Here is an 18,405-nt window from a genome sequence, read left to right as displayed (position 1 = left end):
CCAGCGTGAGGAGGCAATCGGTGGTGTATCTGCGGGCGGCGATGCTGCTGCTGGTCCTCCTGTGCTGCGCGTTGCCCGCTGCGGCACAGCCGGTGCCTCCGAGCCCGCGGCAGGTGACGGTGTTCGATGGCCTGCCGTCCAATACCGTCAACCGCATGGCCGAGGACCGTTACGGCTACCTGTGGATCGCCACCAACGATGGCCTGGCCCGCTATGACGGCCGCACCTACCGCGTGTGGCGTTCCGAGGATGGACTGCGTGACAACCGCATCTGGACGGTGCTGGTCGATGCCCGCAACCAGTTGTGGATAGGCACCGAGAACGCCGGCCTGGTGCGCATGTCGGCCGACCGCCGCCAGCTGCACTTCTACGACCGCAGCAGCCAGCCGTTGATGGGTACCAACACGGTCTGGAGCCTGGCCAGCACGCCTGATGGCTCGATCTGGTTCGGTACCCACGAAGGCGGCCTGTACCGCCTGGACAGCCAGGATCGCCTGCAGCGCTTCCTGCCCGAGCCGAACAATCCGCGCAGCCTGCCTTCGTCGTCGGTGCCCTACCTGGCCACGCTGGCCGATGGCAGCCTGTGGATCGGCACCAAGCATGGCGTGGCGCGCTGGACCGGGACCGACTTCGAGCGTGTCGGTACGGACATCATCCCCAGCCTGCTGATCAACGGGCTGACCGCCGAGCCGGATGGCAGCCTGTGGATCAGCACGATGGCCGGCGCCACCGTGCGCCGCCCGGATGGCCGCTTCGAAGCCCCCCCGTGGAAGCTGCCGCCGGGCGAGCAGGTGCTGGGCATGATGCTGCGCGACGAGCAGGGCGGGCACTGGCTGGATACACGCACCGGGCTGGGGCGTGCGGTCGATGGCCAGTACCAGACCGTGCCGCTGTACAGCGTGATCGCGCGCGGTCCGGTACGGCCGAACTGGACCGGTGCCTACGAGGACCGCGAAGGTGGCATCTGGTTGGCCAGCACCAATGCCGGGCTGTGGCACCTGCTGCCACGCTGGTGGCAGTTCTCGGTGCTGTCGCGCCTGGAGGACGACCCCAGCTCGCTGCGCAATGCACTCGTGCTGGGTACCAGCCCCTCCAGCAACGGCGGCGTCTGGACGGTGGGCAGCCATGGCGCGCTGGACCGCTTCGATCCGAAGACCGGCAGGATCGAGCAGCATCGCACCTGGGTCAACGGCATGCACTGGTTGACCTCGGTGCGTGAGGACCGGCGTGGGCAGGTCTGGATTGGATCGACCGATGCGCTGGTGCGCTACGACCCGCAACGGCGCGAACTGCGTCGTTGGGGCCGTGATGCCGGTGCAGATGCGGCGATGGAAGGGGTGGTCGAAGCAATGATGACCTGCGACGGCGACAGCCTCTGGTTGATGCTGCCCGCAGGCCTGCAGCAGCGCGACCTCGACGGCCACGTGCGGCGCCAGCTGGACAATGGCCAGCGCGGCCTGCAGCAGGGCCAGCTCAACCTTGATGTGGAATGCGGGCCGCAGGACCACATCTGGCTGGCCAGCAGCCGTGGCCTGCTGCAGTGGCTGCCGGAAAGCGAGCGCTTCCAGCCGGTGCCGGGCGCGCCGGCAACGGCGATCCATGCGTTGCATGTGGGCCGTGACGGTCAGGTCTGGTTGTCCGAGGATGGTCGACTGTCCCGTTACCGCTGGAGCCAGGGGCGGCTGGAACGGCAGGCGGTGGTCGGTGCCGAACAGGGCTATCCGGCGATCTCCGCCTCCGGCCTGGTGGTGGATGCGCAGGGCGTGGCCTGGGCGACCAGCGCACGCGGCCTGGTACGCGTCAGTGCCGATGGGCAGAGCGTGCGCCTGTACGGCGTGCACGACGGCCTGCCCAGCCAGGAATTCCGCGAACACACCTTGATCGCAGCGGCCGATGGCCACCTGGTGGCCGGAACGGCAGCGGGCGCGGTGGTGTTCGACCCGGAGCAGGTACGGCCTTCGGTCCGTCGCGCCCCGCTGGTGATCGAGCGGGTGGAAGTGCGCCGCAACGAGCAGGTGCTGGACATGACCCACGATGCGCCGTTGCAGATCGCCGATGGCGACCGCGACCTGCGCATCGTCGCGCGATTGCTGTCCTTCGCCGACTCGGCGTCCAATACGTACCGCTACCGCCTGGCCGGCTACGACCCCGATTGGGTCGAAGTCGGCCCGGCCGGCGAGCGCCTGTTCTCGCGCCTGGCGCCGGGCAGCTACCGGCTGGAAGTACAGGCCCGCTCGGCCGACCATGTGTGGTCGCGGGTGCAGAGCCTGGAATTCCGCGTGCAGCCGCCGTGGTGGCGCAGCCTGTCCGGCCTGCTGGTGCTGGCGTCGGTCGGGTTGCTGCTGACCAGCTGGTTTGCCTGGTTGTACCGACGCCGCCTGCAGCGGCGCCACGCCTATCAGCTGGCGCTGCACAAGCAGGAACTGGCCGAGCAGGCGTCGGCGGCCAAGACCCGCTTCCTGGCCAACCTTGGCCATGAGATCCGCACGCCGATGACCGGCGTGCTGGGCATGAGCGAGCTGCTGCTGGCCTCGCCACTGGACCCGCAGCAGCGTGGCTACACGCAGTCGATCCGGCATGCTGGCGAGCACCTGCTGCACCTGGTCAACGATGCGCTGGACCTGGCGCGGATCGAGTCCGGGCGCCTGGAACTGCAGTCGCAGTCGTTTGCGTTGAATGGCCTGTTGCAGGATCTGGCGGCGCTGATGGGCCCGCTGGCTGCACAGAAGGGCCTGCGCTTCGTCCTCGACAACCAGCTGCCGCCGGGCCTGCAGGCGACCGGTGATGCCATGCGCGTGCGGCAGATCCTGCTCAACCTGCTGTCGAACGCAGTGAAATTCACCAGCCGCGGCACCATCACCCTGCACGCACGTTGCGATGGCGAGCTGCGCGCGCTGCACTTCGAGGTGCGCGATACCGGCCCGGGCATCAGCCAGGAACAGAAGCAGCGCCTGTTCCGTCGCTTCGAGCAGGCCGACGGTGCACGTACCGCGGCGCAGTACGGTGGCAGTGGCCTCGGCCTGGCGATCTGCCGCGAGCTGGCGCATGCGATGCAGGGGCGGATCCAGGTGGAGAGCCAGCTGGGCCGGGGCACCTGTTTCGGCGTGACCTTGCCGTTGCCGCTGGTGGTGAACAGCGATGCCGAGGCATCGGCCGAGGGGCATCGCGACGAAGCGGCGAACATGCCGCCGCTGCGGGTGCTGCTGGTCGAGGATGATGCCACCGTGGCCGACGTGGTGCGTGGCCTGTTGAGCGCACGCGGCCACGAGGTGGTGCATGCCGGCCATGCGCTGGCGGCGCTGCGCGAGATCAGTGCCGGCGATTTCGATGTCGGCCTGCTGGATCTGGACCTGCCGGGCCTGAGTGGTTTCGAACTGGCCCAGCACCTGCGCAACCAGGGCTACATGCTGCCGCTGCTGGCGGTGACCGCGAGGACCGATCCGGACCTGCAGCAGCAGGTGGAAGCGGCCGGCATCGGCGGCTTCCTGCGCAAGCCGGTGACTGGTGAGCTCTTGGTGGAAGCGATCGCCAGGGTCACGGGTAGGTAGGTTCTGCAGGGCCTGCGGACCCACCCCGCCTTCGACAGAATTCTGCGTGCTGTCGAAATGGCGTGGGGTCAGATCCGTTTCCCGTAGAAAAACGGATCTGACCCCAGATCGATTTCGATATCTGACAGATGTGTCGACCAAGGTCGACACCTACCAAGAGCCGCCGGAGTCTGTCAGAGGTGGGGCGGTGTCGCAGTGCGGGGTGTCAGCCGCATGGATGCGGCTGCCAAGCTTACAAGCACGTACTTGCGGCGTCCCCGCACTGCGACACTGCCCCGCCAACCCACGGAATGCCGCTTTGGTTGTTGCTGTTGCCGGCCAGCGGCCGGCACTACCGCAGGTGCAGGGCCGCAGGCCCTGCCGAACCACCCTCACTCCGCGACGTGCTCGACCTGCCGCGGTTCGGGCTTGGTGTCAGGCAGCTGCCAGAAGATCATCGTCGAGGTCAGGGTGATCGCGCCCACGCACAGGAATGTGGCATGCAGCGCGGCGGTCGCGCTGTTGCTGTCCAGGTGATTGCCGAACGCGGCCAGCAGGCTGCCGGCCGCCGCGGCGCCGAAACCGGCGGCCAGCATCATCACCATCGACAGCAGGCTGTTGCCGGAACTGGCGAATTCGCGGTCAAGGTCGCGCAGCGTCACGGTGTTCATCACGGTGAACTGCAGTGAATTGACCGCGCCGAAGAATGCAAGCTGCACCAGGCGCCAGGCCAGGTGCTGGCCTGGTGTCATCAGGATGAAGCTGGCCATTGCCAGCCCCACCAGCACGGTGTTGGTCATCAGCACGCGGCGGTAGCCGTAACGTTCGACCAGCTTCACTGCCAGTTTCTTTGAGACCATGCCGGCGGCCGCCACCGGTACCATCATCAGGCCGGCGTTCATCGGGCCCAGACCGAGGCCGACCTGCAGCAGCAGCGGGATCAGCATCGGCATGGCGCTGCTGCCGATGCGCGAGAACAGGTTGCCGAGGATTCCGATGCGGTAGCTGGGTACGCGGAACAGGGCCAGCGAGAACAAGGGCGCGGTGGAATTGGCGGCATGCAGCCAGTAGCCCACCAGCGCAGCCAGGCCCGCGACCGTCATCAGCATCACCAGCGCGTGCGGGGTGCCGAGTCCGGAGATGCCGTCCAATGCCAGCGACAGCACCACCATCGCAAAGGCCAGCATGATGTAGCCGCGCAGGTCGAAACGGGTGCGATGGCTGGCGTAGTGGTCGGGCATGATCTTCATCGCGGCGATGAAACCGATCACGCCGATCGGCAGGTTGATCAGGAACACCCAGTGCCATGAGGCGATCTCGACCAGCCAGCCGCCCAGCGTCGGGCCGATCAGCGGGCCGACCAGCGCGGGGATGGCGATGAAGCTCATCGCGCGCAGGAAATCCTCGCGCGGCACCGAGCGCATCACCGCCAGCCGGCCGACCGGCAGCAGCATCGCACCGCCGATGCCCTGCAGCACGCGCGCGCCGACCAGCTGGTGCAGGTGCTGGGCCAACGCGCAGGCCAGCGAGCCGAGGGTGAACAGGATGATCGCCACCAGGAAGGTGCGCCGGGTGCCATAGCGGTCGGCGATCCAGCCCGAGGCGGGAATGAACGTGGCGACCGCCAGCGCATAGCTGAACACCACCGACTGCATCTGCAGCGGGCTCTCGCCCAGGCTGGCCGCCATTGCCGGCAACGCCGTGTTGACGATGGTCGAGTCCAGCATCTGCATGAAGATCGCCAGGGACACCAGCCACAGCAGGGGACGCTGGCGGTTGTAGGTCGATGGCGATGTGGGCATGGGGTGTGGCCGGTGCAGCGTGGGGGCCGCCATGATCGCGCACTGCGGGTCACGGCGCGATCAACATCGCGCCGTGATGGCATGCGGAATGCTCAGCGTTGGCTGTGCGCGTGCACCGCGTCGACCAGGACCTGCACGTGCGCCGGGTCCATGTCCGGCGACATGCCGTGGCCGAGGTTGAACACATGGCCTTCGCGCGAGCCGCCGTTGCCGGCGGCATAGGTGTCGAGCACGCGCGCTGCGGCCGTGGCGATCGCATCCGGCGAGGCGTACAGCGTGGTCGGGTCGAGGTTGCCCTGCAGGGCGACGCGACCACCGGTGCGGCGCATTGCTTCGTCCAGGTCCAGCGTCCAGTCCAGGCCAAGTGCATCGGCGCCGGTCTGCGACAGTGCTTCCAGGTGCAGGCCGGTGCCCTTGCCGAACAGGATCAGCGGCGTGCGCTCGCTGCCTTCGCCGCGATCCAGGCCCTGTGCAATCCGCTGCAGGTAACGCAGCGAGAACTCGCGGTACATCGCCGGGGACAGCACGCCACCCCAGGTGTCGAACACCTGCAGCGCCTGCGCACCGGCCGCGCGTTGCGCACCGAGGTAGGCGATCACCGCTTCGGTGGTGACCTCCAGCAGGCGGTGCAGCGCCTGCGGATGGTTCAGCGCCATCGCCTTGATGCGTGCAAAGTCCTTGCTGCCGCCGCCTTCCACCATGTAGCAGGCCAGCGTCCACGGGCTGCCGGAGAAGCCGATCAGCGGCACCTGGCCGTCCAGCTCGCGGCGGATCAGGCGTACCGCATCCATCACGTAGCCCAGGTCCTGCTCCATGTCCGGCACCGCCAGCTTGGCGATGGCCGCTTCATCACGTACCGGGTGGCGGAACTTCGGGCCTTCGCCTTCGACGAAGTACAGCTCCAGGCCCATCGCATCGGGAATGGTGAGGATGTCCGAGAACAGGATGGCTGCGTCCAGCGGGAACCGGCGCAGCGGCTGCAGGGTGACTTCGCAGGCGATCTCCGGGGTCTTGGCCATGGCCAGGAAGCTACCGGCCTTGGTCCGGGTCGCGCGGTACTCCGGCAGGTAGCGGCCGGCCTGGCGCATCAGCCAGACGGGGGTGCAGTCCACCGGTTCGCGGCGCAGGGCGCGCAGCAGGCGATCGTTGCGGAGAGGGCTGGTCACGATGGGCATTCCTTGGACGGGAGGAGCAGCGGCGTCAGTCGCCGTGCGAAAGGATCTGGAAGCCGCGATGCAGTTCGGCATCGCGGGCCTTCTCGAAGGCGTGGCGGGCGTCGTCGGCCTGCAGGAACAGCTCGCGCCGCAGCTGCGAGCGGCTGCCGACGCGGCCGCTCTCGCGCAGCAGCTCCCAACCGCCGAACAGGTCCGGCTGCAGGCTCAGGCGCAGGAAACGCGGTGCCTGCGCACCGGCGTCGGGATGTTGCAGGTAGACGTGCATGGCGCCGATTGTATCGTCCCGGGGCAGCACGGACCTGTAGAGCCGAGCCCACGCTCGGCTGCGCTTCATGCCGCAGCACAATCCGTCAGCGCCGGGCCATGCCCGGCGAACGCGGAAAGGTCAGCCCGCGCCCAGCACCTTCAGCACCGCCGCCTCATCCACGTCCGGCACCACTTCGGCGCGGCCCATCCCGCGCCACAGCACCAGGCGCAGGCGGCCGGCCACATTCTTCTTGTCCAGGCGCATGCGGCCGAGCAGGGCCTGCGGGTCCAGCCCGGCCGGGATCGCCACCGGCAGGCCGAGGCGTTCCAACAGTGCCTGCAGGCGAGCGCGGTCGGCGTCGTCGGCCAGGCCCAGGTCGGTGGACAGCTTTGCCGCCAGCACCATACCGACCGCCACGGCTTCGCCATGGTTCAGCGCATCGCGGCCAGGAGCCGAGTAGCCCTGCTCGGTCTCGATGGCATGGCCGAAGGTGTGGCCGAGATTGAGCAGGGCACGCTCGCCCTTCTCGAACGGATCGCGCTCGACGATGGCGGCCTTGTGCCGGCAGCTGCGCGCGATGGCTTCGGCCAGCGTGGCATCCTCGCCGGCCAGCAGCGCATCGGCATGCTGCTGCAGCCATTCGAAGAACACCGCATCGCCCAGCGCGCCGTACTTCACCACTTCGGCCAGGCCCGCGCGCAGTTCGCGCGGCGGCAGGGTAGCCAGCACGCGGGTATCAGCGATCACCGCACGCGGTGGATGGAACGCGCCGACCAGGTTCTTGCCGGCAGGGATGTCGACCGCGGTCTTGCCGCCCACCGACGAATCGACCATCGCCAACAGGGTGGTCGGCAGCTGCACGCAGTCCACGCCGCGCATCCAGCAGGCGGCGGCAAAGCCGGCAAGGTCACCGACCACGCCGCCGCCGAGGGCGAACACGCAGGCGTCGCGGGTGGCGCCGAGCGCGGCCAGCGCTTCGATGGCACGGCCGAATTCGGCCAGCGTCTTCGAGGCTTCGCCGGCGGCCAGCACGTGCTCGCCGACGATCAGGTCGGGGCGTGCGGTCAACAACGTCTGCTTGACCGACGCCAGATAGCGCGGAGCCACTTCGCTATCGCTGAGCAGCAGCACATGGCGGCCGCGCACGTGTGAAACCAATGCAGCGCCATCGGCCAGGGCACCGGCGCCGATGGTGATGGAGTAGGGGCGATCGCCGCCAACGGCGACCTGCAGCAGGGCGGGGGAAGTCATGCGGTCATGTCCTGGCGCTGCCATTGCGTGGCCAGCTTGACTACCAGTTGGGCAGTCGCGTCGGCAGCGGTATACGGGTCGGTATCGAGGGTGAGGTCGGCCAGTTCTCGGTACAGCGGGTCGCGCTGTGCGGCCAGATCATGCAGTACCTGCTCGCGGTCCGGACGCTGCAGCAGCGGCCTGCCCTTGTCGCGGGCCAAGCGTTCCAGCTGCGCGGCCACGCCGACCCGCAGGTAGACCACGAAGCCGCGCCGGGCAATCAATGCGCGGTTGCCGGGGTCCAGCACCGCGCCGCCGCCGGTGGAGACCAATTGGCCGCGGCCTTCCAGCACGCGGGCCAGGGCCTGCCGCTCATGGCTGCGGAAGCCGGCTTCGCCGGTGTGCTCGAAAATGGTCGGGATGCTGGCGCCGGCGGCATCGACGATGGCCTGGTCGACGTCCACGAAGTCCAGCGTGAAGCGCTCGGCCAGGCGGCGGCCGATGCAGGTTTTGCCGGCGCCCATCGGGCCGATCAGGATCAGGTTCGGAGCAGGATTCATGCCCTGTGATCCTAACACCTCCGTGCCCTGGCCTTTACGTCCTTCACGTCAGGGTAGCTGTTCCTGCGGGGTTTCCCGCGCCAGCCGGAGTACAGGCCATGACGGTCGCCAAGGTCATCGAAATCACCGCCTCCTCGCCGAAAAGCGTGGAGGACGCCGTGCGCAGCGGGCTGAAGAAGGTCTCCGAGACGGTCAAGGGCATCCAGGGCGCCTGGGTGAACGAGACCAAGGTGGTCACCAATGGCAGCGGCGAGATCACCGAGTGGCGGGTCAACCTGCGGGTGACCTTCCTGGTGGAGTAGCCGCGCTCAGCGCACGGCCTGCACCTGCCGCTGGCCGTCCAGGACCACGACGTGGTCGGCGAGCGTGGGAAGCGTGCGCAGTGCCTGCCGGCTGACCCGCTCGTAGTACTGCACGAAACGCTCCAGCTGCGGCCGGCTCATGCCGTGCCGGCCCGGCTGCGCGGCCTGCAGGTTCTGCTCCTGCTGCCAGCGCCAGCGCGGTACCACCGCGAAATCCGGCGGCTGCAAGAACCACAGGCGGTCGCAGCGCTGCCACAGCGCGGGGTAGTCGCGGGCCAGCGCCTGGTTGCACCAGTCGCGCCAGCGGCCGTCGCTGTCGGCTTCGCGTTCCAGTGCGTTCATCGGGGTATCCAGCGCGGCGTCATCCTGCGCGGGCGTGCCCAGGAACCAGCCTTCGAATACCAGCAGGTCCAGCGGTTGCTGCAGCTGCGGCCATTGCGCTTCGGGCAGGCGCTCGTCGGCCAGCTTGTCGAAGCGCGGCATTGCGAAGGGCTGGCGTGCGGCCACGGCGTTCAATACCGCATGGGCCAGCGGCAGGTCATGGGTGCCCGGCGGGCCTCGGGTGATCAGCAGTGGATGCACCTGGCGGGCAAGCCGTTGGCGCTGCACCCGGGTCAGGTAGACGTCGTCGATCGACAGCGTGGCTGCGTTCAGGCCGCGTGCCTGGGCGCGGGCCACGACCTGCGCGGCCAGCGTCGATTTGCCGCTCCCCTGCAGGCCGCTGATCGCCAATACTGGAACCGCTGCGCTGCTGCCCAGCGCATCATCCAGCGCCTGTTCGGCCAATGTTTCGGGGAATCCTTTCACCTGGGGCATATACGCAGCAGCGGCCATGCAGCCACAATAGCCCAATCCGTGTGAGAAGAACGCAACCATGAGCGACCTGTACGCCGAAGCCCTGTCCACGTTTGCCAGCCTGTTCGAAGAGGCCAGGCAGAGCCGCGAGGTCGAGCCGAACGCCATGACCGTGGCGACCTCCGATACGCACGGCCGTCCCTCGGCGCGCACCGTGCTGCTGAAGGCGTTCGATGAGCGTGGCTTCGTGTTCTACACCCACCTGGACAGCCACAAGGGCCGGGAGCTGCAGGCCAATCCGCAGGCTGCACTGCTGTTCCTGTGGCGCAGCCTGCGCGAGGCCGGTATCCAGGTGCGCATCGAGGGTCGCGTCGAGCAGGTCGCCGATGCCGAAGCCGATGCCTATTTCGCCAGCCGTCCGCGCATGAGCCAGATCGGCGCGTGGGCCTCGCAGCAGTCGAAGACGCTGGCGACGCGTGAGGAGTTCGATGCCCGCGTGGCGGAGGTCGAGGCACGTTTCGACGGCAAGGACGTGCCGCGTCCGGACGGCTGGAGTGGTCTGCGGGTAGTGCCTGACCGTATCGAATTCTGGTACGGCGCGCAGTTCCGCCTGCACGAGCGCTGGTGCTATGAAGCCGGTGCCGAAGGGCGCTGGAGCAAGCGCCTGCTGTATCCGTAAGGCTGGCCGGTGCAACGCCTGCCGCTGTACCGCGTGGTGGTGCTCGTGCCGTCGGCAGCACTGGACGCAGTGAAGCAGGGCATCCTTGCGGTGGATGCCCTGGCAGGGGGTGACTACGAGCACGGCATGTGGTGGTCGGCGCCGGGGTTCGAGCAGTTCCGCCCGCGGGTGGGTGCGTCGCCCGCGCAGGGTGAGGCGGGCCACACCGAAGTGGTCGACAGCGTGCGCCTGGAGTTCTGCCTGCCGCGTGATCCGCAGCGGTTGCAGCGCATCTTCGAGCAGGGCATCGTGCCGCATCATCCGTGGCGGGTGCCGGTGGTGCAGGTGGAGGAAGTCGAGCTGCTGCTGACCGGCGGGCTGCCGTTGTAGAGCCGAGCCCATGCTCGGCTGCTGCTCCGACGCATGAGGCAGTCGAGCAGGGCTCGACTCCACAAGAGCAGGCTGTCGCAAATGGACCGGCTTGCTTCATCTGCGAGCAGGCTCATAACCGGCACACTCCGACGGATGATCTCGACTTCCGGAGTTGCCATGCCCTCCTGGCGTTGCCTGTTTGCGGTGCCGCCGCCGCGTCACGGCGTGGAAGCGTTCCTGCTGTTGCTCGCCCGCATCGTCGCCGGTGTGATGTTCTGCGTGTCCGGCTGGAACAAGGTTTTCAGCGATGCGGGCCGCGAGCGCATGGTGCATACGCTGGTGGGTGCGGGGATTCCGTTTCCGGTGTTCAGCGCGCCGGTGCTCGGTGTGATCGAATGGATTGCGGGTGGACTGCTGGTGCTAGGCCTTTTGAGCCGCCCCTCGGCCCTGCTGCTGGCGGCGATCTGCGCGGTGGCGGCGCTGACCGATGGTATCGCGCGCATTCCTGCGGGACTGAGCGTGCCGGATTGGTTGAGCTGGTTCTTCTACCTGAGCGAAGTGCCGCTGGGCGTACTGCTGCTATGGATTGCCGCAGTGGGGAGTGGACGGTTCGCGATCGAAGCTCGTTGGGTGCCTTGAACATTGAGTGAAGCGGAGGCAATTGAATGCGGATGAATGATCTGATCCAGCGCGTGATTCGCGCGTACCCGGATCGTCGGAATCCTGATTGCGCTTCGGCGGCCGACGTCATGCGTCGCTTGGGCGTTGATCCTCACTGCGATATGTGGATGTTCTACATGGCAGTCAATGGCGCGCTGCCTGCTGTGAGCGGCAAGCATGACTTGCTGCGAATGGTTGGTCCTGGAATTCCGAAAATTCCAGACCAGGCTGAGTACATTCGGGATCGTTACGAGCTCCCTGCGGATTTTCTTCCGCTGTCATCTGACGAAGGTGAGGGGATGTATTTGTACGATGTGCGAACGCAGGAGGTACATGATTACTACCTGGCTCGGCACGATCAGTTTCTTTCAGGTGAGACCCCTGCCCGTTGGAAGAACTTCGTAGATTTCATTGCTTGGTACATCAACAATGATGATCGGGCTGCTTAGCTGAAGCAGTCGAGCAAGCTCGGCTCTACAGCCCCTCCGCGCGCAGCCAGCGCCACAGCGTGGTGCGTGAGACGCCCAGCGCCTGTGCCATGCCTTCGCGGTCATTGCGGTGTTCCTGCAGCAGTGCCTCCAGCTGCGCACGCGGCGGTCGCTTGCCGTTGCTTTCCACTGGCAGTGCCGCGACGCCTTCGTTAACCAGCTCAGGCGCCAGCTGCAGCAGTCGCGCGGCATCAATCAGCCCTTCACCGGGTTGCCAGTGGATGCGTAGTCGATCCACCAGATTGCGCAGTTCGCGCACGTTTCCGGGCCACTGGGCTGCGCTCAGCACCGCCAGTGCATCCTCATCAAATGGCGCGTCGATGCCACGCAGCTGGCGGAAGAAGTGCTGTGCCAGCAGCGGGATGTCACTGCGCCGCGCACGCAGCGGGGGCAGGGCGATGCGTAGTGCGGCCAGCCGGTAATACAGGTCGCGACGGAAGCCGCCGGTCGCCGCGTGCTGTTCCAGCGACTTCAGGGTGGCGGCCACCACGCGCAGGTCCACTGCGGTCGGTTCGGTAGCGCCGACACGCAGCACCTCGCGTTCTTCCAGCACGCGCAGCAGGCGGGTCTGCAACGGCAGCGGCAGTTCGCCGATCTCATCCAGGAACAACGTACCGCCATCGGCGGCCTCGACCAGGCCCACGCGACCACCGCGCCGTGCACCAGTGAAGGCACCATCGCTGTAGCCAAACAGTTCGGCTTCCAGCAGTGATTCGCTGATGGCGCCGCAGTTCAGCGCCACGAAGCGCCCGCGACGGCCGCTGGCGGCGTGCAGTTGACGCGCTACCAGTTCCTTGCCGGTGCCGGTTTCGCCGGTGACCAGCACCGTGCTGTCGTGCGGTGCGTAGAGCGCGATTTGAGCGCGTACCTGCGCCATCGCGTCGCTGTCGCCGAGCAGTTCGTGCGCGTCGCTGCGTACTGTCGGGCGTCGGCGCAGGGGCGGCCGGCTGCCCGTGGAGCGGGCCAGGGTCTGGGTCAGTTCGAGGGCGTGTTCGAACGCCTGCCGTACCGAATCGGCGGAGTACAGCAGCACGCCGGGCAGGCCGGCCTGCTCGGCATGGTCGATGGCCATGCCGGTGCCGACGATCACCTCGATGCCGTTGGCACGCAGGTCGGCGATGCAATCGCGTGCGTCCTCGCGGGTGACGAAGCGACGGTGCTCGATCTCCAGGCCGAAACTCTGCTGGAAGTTGCTGAACACCGGTACGTCGCTGGCGTGGGTGACCAGGCCGATGCGGCTGGCGATCCGTCGTGCCCGGGCCAGTGCTTCCATCAGGTCGAAGCCGTTGGCCTGGATCGGCACCAGTGGCAACTCCAGCCGCCCGCGCAGCCAGGCCGCATTGGAGCCGCCGGCGATCACTACGTCGCAGTGCTCGCGGCGCAGCCGTTGGCCGATCACGTCCACCGCTTCCTCGAAGCCGAGGTTGATCTGCTCGATGCGGGCACGGCGGTCGAACTCGGGAATGACGTCGCCCAACAGGCCGGTCAGGCGAGAGACGCTGACCGTCCAGATCACGGGGCGACCGGGGTCGGCGTCGGCGTGGCGCAGCGGGGAGCGGGGCAGGTACATGAGGGCAGCGATTGGTAGCAGTGTTTCATGATACATCTGTTTCAACGTTTCATATGTTTCACTGTTGCGGGGTGGTCATGCCTGTGAAATCAACGGCTTGCAGCTTGGCATGGGGCTTGCGCCCTCTGTCCCGTACTTCAACTTGGATCGCCGCATGACCGCTTCCGCCCCTTTCTCCGCCGGTGCCCGCTTCCGTGAGGCGCTGGCTGCCGAATCGCCGCTGCAGGTGATCGGCGCCATCAACGCCAACCACGCCCTGCTGGCCAAGCGCGCCGGCTTCCGCGCCATCTATCTGTCCGGCGGCGGTGTTGCCGCGGGCTCGCTGGGCCTGCCGGACCTGGGCATCAACACCCTGGAAGACGTGCTGGTGGACGTGCGCCGCATCACCGATGTCTGCGACCTGCCGTTGATGGTGGACATCGACACCGGCTTCGGCCCGAGCGCGTTCAACATCGCGCGCACCGTGAAGTCGCTGATCAAGGCCGGCGCGGCCGCCTGCCACATTGAAGACCAGGTCGGCGCCAAACGCTGCGGTCACCGTCCGGGCAAGGAGATCGTGTCGCAGGGTGAAATGGTCGACCGCGTGAAGGCGGCCGCCGATGCCAGGACCGATCCGGACTTCTTCCTGATCGCGCGTACCGACGCCATCCAGGTGGACGGCGTGGACAAGGCCATCGAGCGCGCCATCGCCTGTGTCGAGGCTGGTGCCGACGGCGTCTTCGCCGAGGCGGCCTACGACCTGGACACCTACCGCCGCTTCGTCGACGCGGTGAAGGTGCCGGTGCTGGCCAACATCACCGAATTCGGTGCCACCCCGCTGTTCAGCCGCGATGAACTGGCTTCGGCCGGTGTTGCGATCCAGCTGTTCCCGCTGTCGGCGTTCCGCGCGGCCAACAAGGCGGCCGAGAACGTCTACCAGGCGGTGCGCCGCGATGGCCACCAGCGCAATGTGGTGGAGACCATGCAGACCCGCGAGGAACTCTACGACCGCATCGGCTACCACGCCTTCGAGCAGCAGCTCGATGCGCTGTTCGCCGCCAAGAAATAAGCAGTACCCTGCACCATCAAGTTTCGGAGGGAAACATGAACGATACGACCGCAACCCCGACCTTCAAGCCGAAGAAGTCCGTCGCCCTGTCCGGCACCGCCGCCGGCAACACCGCGCTGTGCAGCGTGGGCCGCAGCGGCAACGACCTGCATTACCGTGGCTACGACATCCTGGACCTGGCCAACACCAGCGAGTTCGAGGAAATCGCCTACCTGCTGGTGCACGGCAAGCTGCCGACCCGCGCCGAGCTGGTTTCGTACAAGGCCAAGCTGAAGTCGCTGCGTGGCATCCCGGCCGCGGTGAAGGCCGCGTTGGAAGAACTGCCGCCGTCGGCACACCCGATGGACGTGATGCGCACCGGTGTGTCCGTGCTCGGCTGCGTGGCGCCGGAGAAGGATGACCACAACCATCCGGGCGCGCGCGACATTGCCGACAAGCTGATGGCCTGCCTCGGTTCGATGCTGCTGTACTGGTACCACTGGAGCCACAACGGCCGTGCCATCGACGTGGAAACCGACGATGACTCGATCGGTGGCCACTTCCTGCACCTGCTGCACGGCGAGAAGCCGCAGGACTCGTGGGTGAAGGCGATGCACACCTCGCTGATCCTGTACGCCGAGCACGAGTTCAACGCCTCGACCTTCACCTGTCGTGTCATCGCCGGTACCGGCAGCGACATGTACAGCGCGATCTGCGGTGGCATCGGCGCACTGCGTGGCCCGAAGCACGGCGGCGCCAATGAAGTGGCGTTCGAAGTGCAGAAGCGCTATGACAATCCGGATGAGGCCGAGGAAGACATCAAGGCCCGCGTCGAGCGCAAGGAAGTGGTGATCGGCTTCGGCCACCCGGTCTATACCGTCTCCGATCCGCGCAACAAGGTGATCAAGGACGTGGCCCGCGAGCTGTCCGAAGAACAGTCGAGCATGAAGATGTACGACATCGCCGAGCGCCTGGAATCGGTGATGTGGGACATCAAGAAGATGTTCCCGAACCTGGACTGGTTCAGCGCCGTCAGCTACCACATGATGGGCGTGCCGACCGCGATGTTCACCCCGCTGTTCGTGATCGCCCGCACCGCCGGCTGGAGCGCGCACATCATCGAGCAGCGCATCGACGGCAAGATCATCCGCCCGAGCGCCAACTACATCGGTCCGGAAGACCGCGACTTCGTCGCCATCGACAAGCGCGTCTGATCCACCTGCTGTCCCCATCCGGCCGGCCCTGTGCCGGCCGGGTGCTTTCGCCGCCGCATTGCCGGCACCCGGCCCGCCTCAAGCATTCCGCCAGCCCATGAATACCGATTACCGCAAGAACCTCCCCGGCAGCACGCTGGACTATTTCGATGCGCGCGCCGCCGTCGATGCGATCCAGCCCGGCGCCTACGCCACGCTGCCGTACACCTCGCGCGTGCTGGCCGAGAACCTGGTGCGCCGCTGCGATCCGGCCACGCTCGGCGACTCGCTGAAGCAGTTGATCGAGCGCCGCCGCGACCTCGATTTCCCATGGTTCCCCGCGCGCGTGGTCTGCCACGACATCCTCGGCCAGACCGCACTGGTTGACCTGGCCGGCCTGCGTGATGCGATCGCCGACAAGGGCGGTGACCCGGCCAAGGTCAATCCGGTGGTGCCGGTGCAGCTGATCGTCGACCACTCGCTGGCGGTGGAGTGCGGTGGTTTCGACCCGCAGGCGTTCGAGAAAAACCGTGCGATCGAGGATCGCCGCAACGAAGATCGTTTCCACTTCATCGACTGGACCAAGCAAGCGTTCCAGAACGTGGACGTGATTCCGCCGGGCAACGGCATCATGCACCAGATCAACCTGGAGAAGATGTCGCCGGTGGTCTACGTGCAGGACGGCGTGGCCTTCCCGGATACCTGCGTAGGCACCGACAGCCACACCCCGCACGTGGATGCGCTGGGCGTGATCGCAATCGGTGTGGGCGGCCTGGAAGCCGAGAACGTGATGCTCGGTCGTGCCTCGTGGATGCGGCTGCCGGACATCATCGGCGTCGAGCTGACCGGCAGGCCGCAGCCGGGCATCACCGCCACCGACGTGGTGCTGGCGCTGACCGAATTCCTGCGCAAGGAGCGCGTGGTCGGTGCGTACCTTGAATTCTTCGGCGAGGGGGCGGCGGCACTGACCATCGGTGACCGCGCCACCATCTCCAACATGTGCCCCGAATACGGCGCGACCGCCGCGATGTTCTACATCGACGGGCAGACCATCGATTACCTGCGCCTGACCGGCCGCGAGGAATCGCAGGTCGCGCTGGTGGAAAACTATGCGCGCACCACCGGGCTGTGGGCTGACGACCTGGCCACCGCACAGTACGAGCGCGTGCTGCGCTTCGACCTGTCCAGCGTGGTGCGCAACATGGCCGGCCCGTCCAACCCGCACAAGCGCGTGGCGACCGCCGAGCTGGCCGAGCGCGGCATCGCCGACGAGGCCAAGCTGGCAGCGGGCAAGGCCGAGCAGGCGCAGGGCCTGATGCCGGATGGCGCGGTGATCATCGCCGCCATCACCAGCTGCACCAACACCTCCAACCCGCGCAACGTGATCGCTGCCGGCCTGCTGGCACGCAAGGCCAATGAACGTGGCCTGCTGCGCAAGCCGTGGGTGAAGTCCTCGTTGGCGCCCGGCTCGAAGGCCGTGCAGCTGTACCTGGAAGAGGCAGGCCTGTTGCCGGACCTGGAAAAGCTGGGCTTCGGCATCGTTGCCTTCGCCTGCACCACCTGCAACGGCATGAGCGGCGCGCTCGATCCGGCCATCCAGCAGGAGATCATCGACCGGGACCTGTACGCCACGGCCGTGCTGTCGGGCAACCGCAACTTCGATGGCCGCATCCACCCGTATGCGAAGCAGGCGTTCCTGGCGTCGCCGCCGCTGGTGATCGCCTATGCCATCGCCGGCACCGTGCGCTTTGACATCGAGAAGGACGTGCTGGGCGTGGACGCCGACGGCAACGAGGTGCGCCTGAAGGACATCTGGCCGAGCGACGCCGAGATCGACGCCGTGGTCAAGGCATCGGTGAAGCCGGAGCAGTTCCGCCGCGTCTACAACCCGATGTTCAATGTGCGCGTGGAGCACGGCGCCGCGGTCAGCCCGCTGTACGACTGGCGCCCGCAGAGCACCTACATCCGCCGTCCGCCGTACTGGGAGGGCGCACTGGCCGGTGAGCGCACGCTGTCGGGCATGCGCGCGCTGGCGGTGCTGCCGGACAACATCACCACCGACCACCTGTCGCCGTCCAACGCGATCCTGGCCTCCAGTGCCGCCGGTGAATACCTGGCGAAAATGGGCCTGCCCGAAGAGGACTTCAATTCCTACGCGACCCACCGCGGCGACCACCTGACCGCGCAGCGCGCCACCTTCGCCAACCCGAAGCTGTTCAACGAGATGGTGCGCAACGACGACGGCAGCGTGAAGCAGGGTTCGCTGGCGCGCGTGGAGCCGGAAGGCAAGGTGATGCGCATGTGGGAAGCCATCGAGACCTACATGGAGCGCAAGCAGCCACTGATCATCATTGCCGGTGCCGACTACGGCCAGGGCAGCTCGCGTGACTGGGCCGCCAAGGGCGTGCGCCTGGCCGGCGTGGAAGCGATCGTGGCAGAAGGCTTCGAACGCATCCACCGCACCAACCTGATCGGCATGGGCGTGCTGCCGCTGGAGTTCAAGCCGGGCACCACCCGCCTGACCCTGGGCATCGATGGCACCGAGACCTTCGATGTGGTCGGCGAGCGCACCCCGCGCGCCGAGCTGACGCTGGTCATCCACCGCCGCGACGGCCAGGACGTGATCGTGCCGGTCACCTGCCGCCTGGACAGCGACGAGGAAGTGGCGATCTACGAAGCCGGTGGCGTGTTGCAGCGCTTCGCGCAGGACTTCCTGGAAGGCGCCAAGGCGGCGTGATACCGGCCTGAATGCCTGCCCCCGGAGGCTGGGGGCGGGCTTGTCCGACACCTGGGCAGGGC

General features: G+C 67.3%; 16 protein-coding genes. 9 read left to right on the top strand and 7 right to left on the bottom strand.

Translation table 11 applies throughout. The features are described from left to right. The first annotated feature begins 20 nt into the window (after positions 1-20). The gene (locus tag AB839_RS07370; protein ID WP_061478868.1) at positions 21-3,548 is read left to right on the top strand and encodes a hybrid sensor histidine kinase/response regulator; all 3,528 of its coding nucleotides are present in this window, start codon (positions 21-23) and stop codon (positions 3,546-3,548) included. 371 nt (positions 3,549-3,919) lie between these two features. Here AB839_RS07370 and mdtD read toward each other — a convergent pair whose 3' ends face one another. The 5 genes from mdtD to AB839_RS07345 all read right to left on the bottom strand — a co-directional run bounded on the left by mdtD (position 3,920) and on the right by AB839_RS07345 (position 8,541). Next, on the bottom strand, positions 3,920-5,329 hold the full coding sequence (mdtD, locus tag AB839_RS07365) for a multidrug transporter subunit MdtD (protein ID WP_134970372.1): 1,410 nt from the start codon (positions 5,327-5,329) through the stop codon (positions 3,920-3,922). Between the two features lie 92 nt (positions 5,330-5,421). Next, positions 5,422-6,504, bottom strand: a complete 1,083-nt coding sequence (hemE, locus tag AB839_RS07360) for a uroporphyrinogen decarboxylase (protein ID WP_061478866.1) — start codon at positions 6,502-6,504, stop codon at positions 5,422-5,424. A 25-nt stretch (positions 6,505-6,529) separates the two neighbouring features. After that, entirely contained in the window at positions 6,530-6,769 is a 240-nt protein-coding gene (locus AB839_RS07355) for a WGR domain-containing protein (protein WP_053498927.1), read from the bottom strand. Between the two features lie 120 nt (positions 6,770-6,889). After that, the gene (gene aroB, locus AB839_RS07350) at positions 6,890-8,002 is read right to left on the bottom strand and encodes a 3-dehydroquinate synthase (RefSeq protein ID WP_061478865.1); all 1,113 of its coding nucleotides are present in this window, start codon (positions 8,000-8,002) and stop codon (positions 6,890-6,892) included. Then, positions 7,999-8,541 carry a shikimate kinase gene (locus tag AB839_RS07345; RefSeq protein WP_061478864.1) on the bottom strand — a complete coding sequence of 181 codons (543 nt, stop codon included), beginning with the start codon at positions 8,539-8,541 and terminating at the stop codon, positions 7,999-8,001. Before AB839_RS07345 ends, aroB begins: the two co-directional genes overlap by 4 nt. 98 nt (positions 8,542-8,639) lie before the next feature. Between AB839_RS07345 and AB839_RS07340 the strand changes: the two genes are divergently transcribed. After that, positions 8,640-8,843: a dodecin family protein gene (locus AB839_RS07340; protein WP_005410663.1), complete on the top strand. Its 204-nt coding sequence runs from the start codon at positions 8,640-8,642 to the stop codon at positions 8,841-8,843. 6 nt (positions 8,844-8,849) lie between these two features. Here AB839_RS07340 and AB839_RS07335 read toward each other — a convergent pair whose 3' ends face one another. Further along, positions 8,850-9,677 (bottom strand): hypothetical protein, encoded by an 828-nt coding sequence (locus AB839_RS07335; protein ID WP_061478863.1) that lies wholly within the window; start codon positions 9,675-9,677, stop codon positions 8,850-8,852. 40 nt (positions 9,678-9,717) lie between these two features. Here AB839_RS07335 and pdxH point away from each other — a divergent pair, with 40 nt between their 5' ends. The 4 genes from pdxH (at position 9,718) to AB839_RS07315 (ending at position 11,777) form a co-directional block, all read left to right on the top strand. Next, positions 9,718-10,317: a pyridoxamine 5'-phosphate oxidase gene (pdxH, locus tag AB839_RS07330; protein WP_061478862.1), complete on the top strand. Its 600-nt coding sequence runs from the start codon at positions 9,718-9,720 to the stop codon at positions 10,315-10,317. A 9-nt stretch (positions 10,318-10,326) separates the two neighbouring features. Then, positions 10,327-10,686, top strand: a complete 360-nt coding sequence (locus AB839_RS07325) for a hypothetical protein (protein WP_061478861.1) — start codon at positions 10,327-10,329, stop codon at positions 10,684-10,686. 159 nt (positions 10,687-10,845) lie between these two features. After that, positions 10,846-11,307, top strand: a complete 462-nt coding sequence (locus AB839_RS07320) for a DoxX family protein (protein WP_061478860.1) — start codon at positions 10,846-10,848, stop codon at positions 11,305-11,307. Positions 11,308-11,339: 32 nt separating this feature from the next. Then, positions 11,340-11,777, top strand: coding sequence for an SMI1/KNR4 family protein (locus tag AB839_RS07315; protein ID WP_241776753.1), 438 nt, complete (start codon positions 11,340-11,342; stop codon positions 11,775-11,777). 25 nt (positions 11,778-11,802) lie between these two features. Here the strand turns inward: AB839_RS07315 and prpR are convergent, their stop codons facing one another. Continuing rightward, positions 11,803-13,386 carry a propionate catabolism operon regulatory protein PrpR gene (prpR, locus tag AB839_RS07310; RefSeq protein ID WP_061478858.1) on the bottom strand — a complete coding sequence of 528 codons (1,584 nt, stop codon included), beginning with the start codon at positions 13,384-13,386 and terminating at the stop codon, positions 11,803-11,805. A gap of 154 nt (positions 13,387-13,540) precedes the next feature. Here prpR and prpB point away from each other — a divergent pair, with 154 nt between their 5' ends. The 3 genes from prpB to acnD all read left to right on the top strand — a co-directional run bounded on the left by prpB (position 13,541) and on the right by acnD (position 18,343). Continuing rightward, the gene (gene prpB / locus AB839_RS07305) at positions 13,541-14,434 is read left to right on the top strand and encodes a methylisocitrate lyase (RefSeq protein WP_061478857.1); all 894 of its coding nucleotides are present in this window, start codon (positions 13,541-13,543) and stop codon (positions 14,432-14,434) included. Between the two features lie 35 nt (positions 14,435-14,469). Continuing rightward, the gene (prpC, locus tag AB839_RS07300; protein ID WP_005418357.1) at positions 14,470-15,627 is read left to right on the top strand and encodes a 2-methylcitrate synthase; all 1,158 of its coding nucleotides are present in this window, start codon (positions 14,470-14,472) and stop codon (positions 15,625-15,627) included. 97 nt (positions 15,628-15,724) lie between these two features. Further along, positions 15,725-18,343 carry a Fe/S-dependent 2-methylisocitrate dehydratase AcnD gene (acnD, locus tag AB839_RS07295; RefSeq protein ID WP_061478856.1) on the top strand — a complete coding sequence of 873 codons (2,619 nt, stop codon included), beginning with the start codon at positions 15,725-15,727 and terminating at the stop codon, positions 18,341-18,343. Positions 18,344-18,405 lie beyond the last annotated feature (62 nt).

The organism is Stenotrophomonas sp. DDT-1 (assembly GCF_001580555.1).
GTDB lineage: Bacteria > Pseudomonadota > Gammaproteobacteria > Xanthomonadales > Xanthomonadaceae > Stenotrophomonas > Stenotrophomonas sepilia.
Note: the sequence above shows the minus strand (reverse complement) of the source record. Positions and strands in the feature narration are given on the sequence as shown.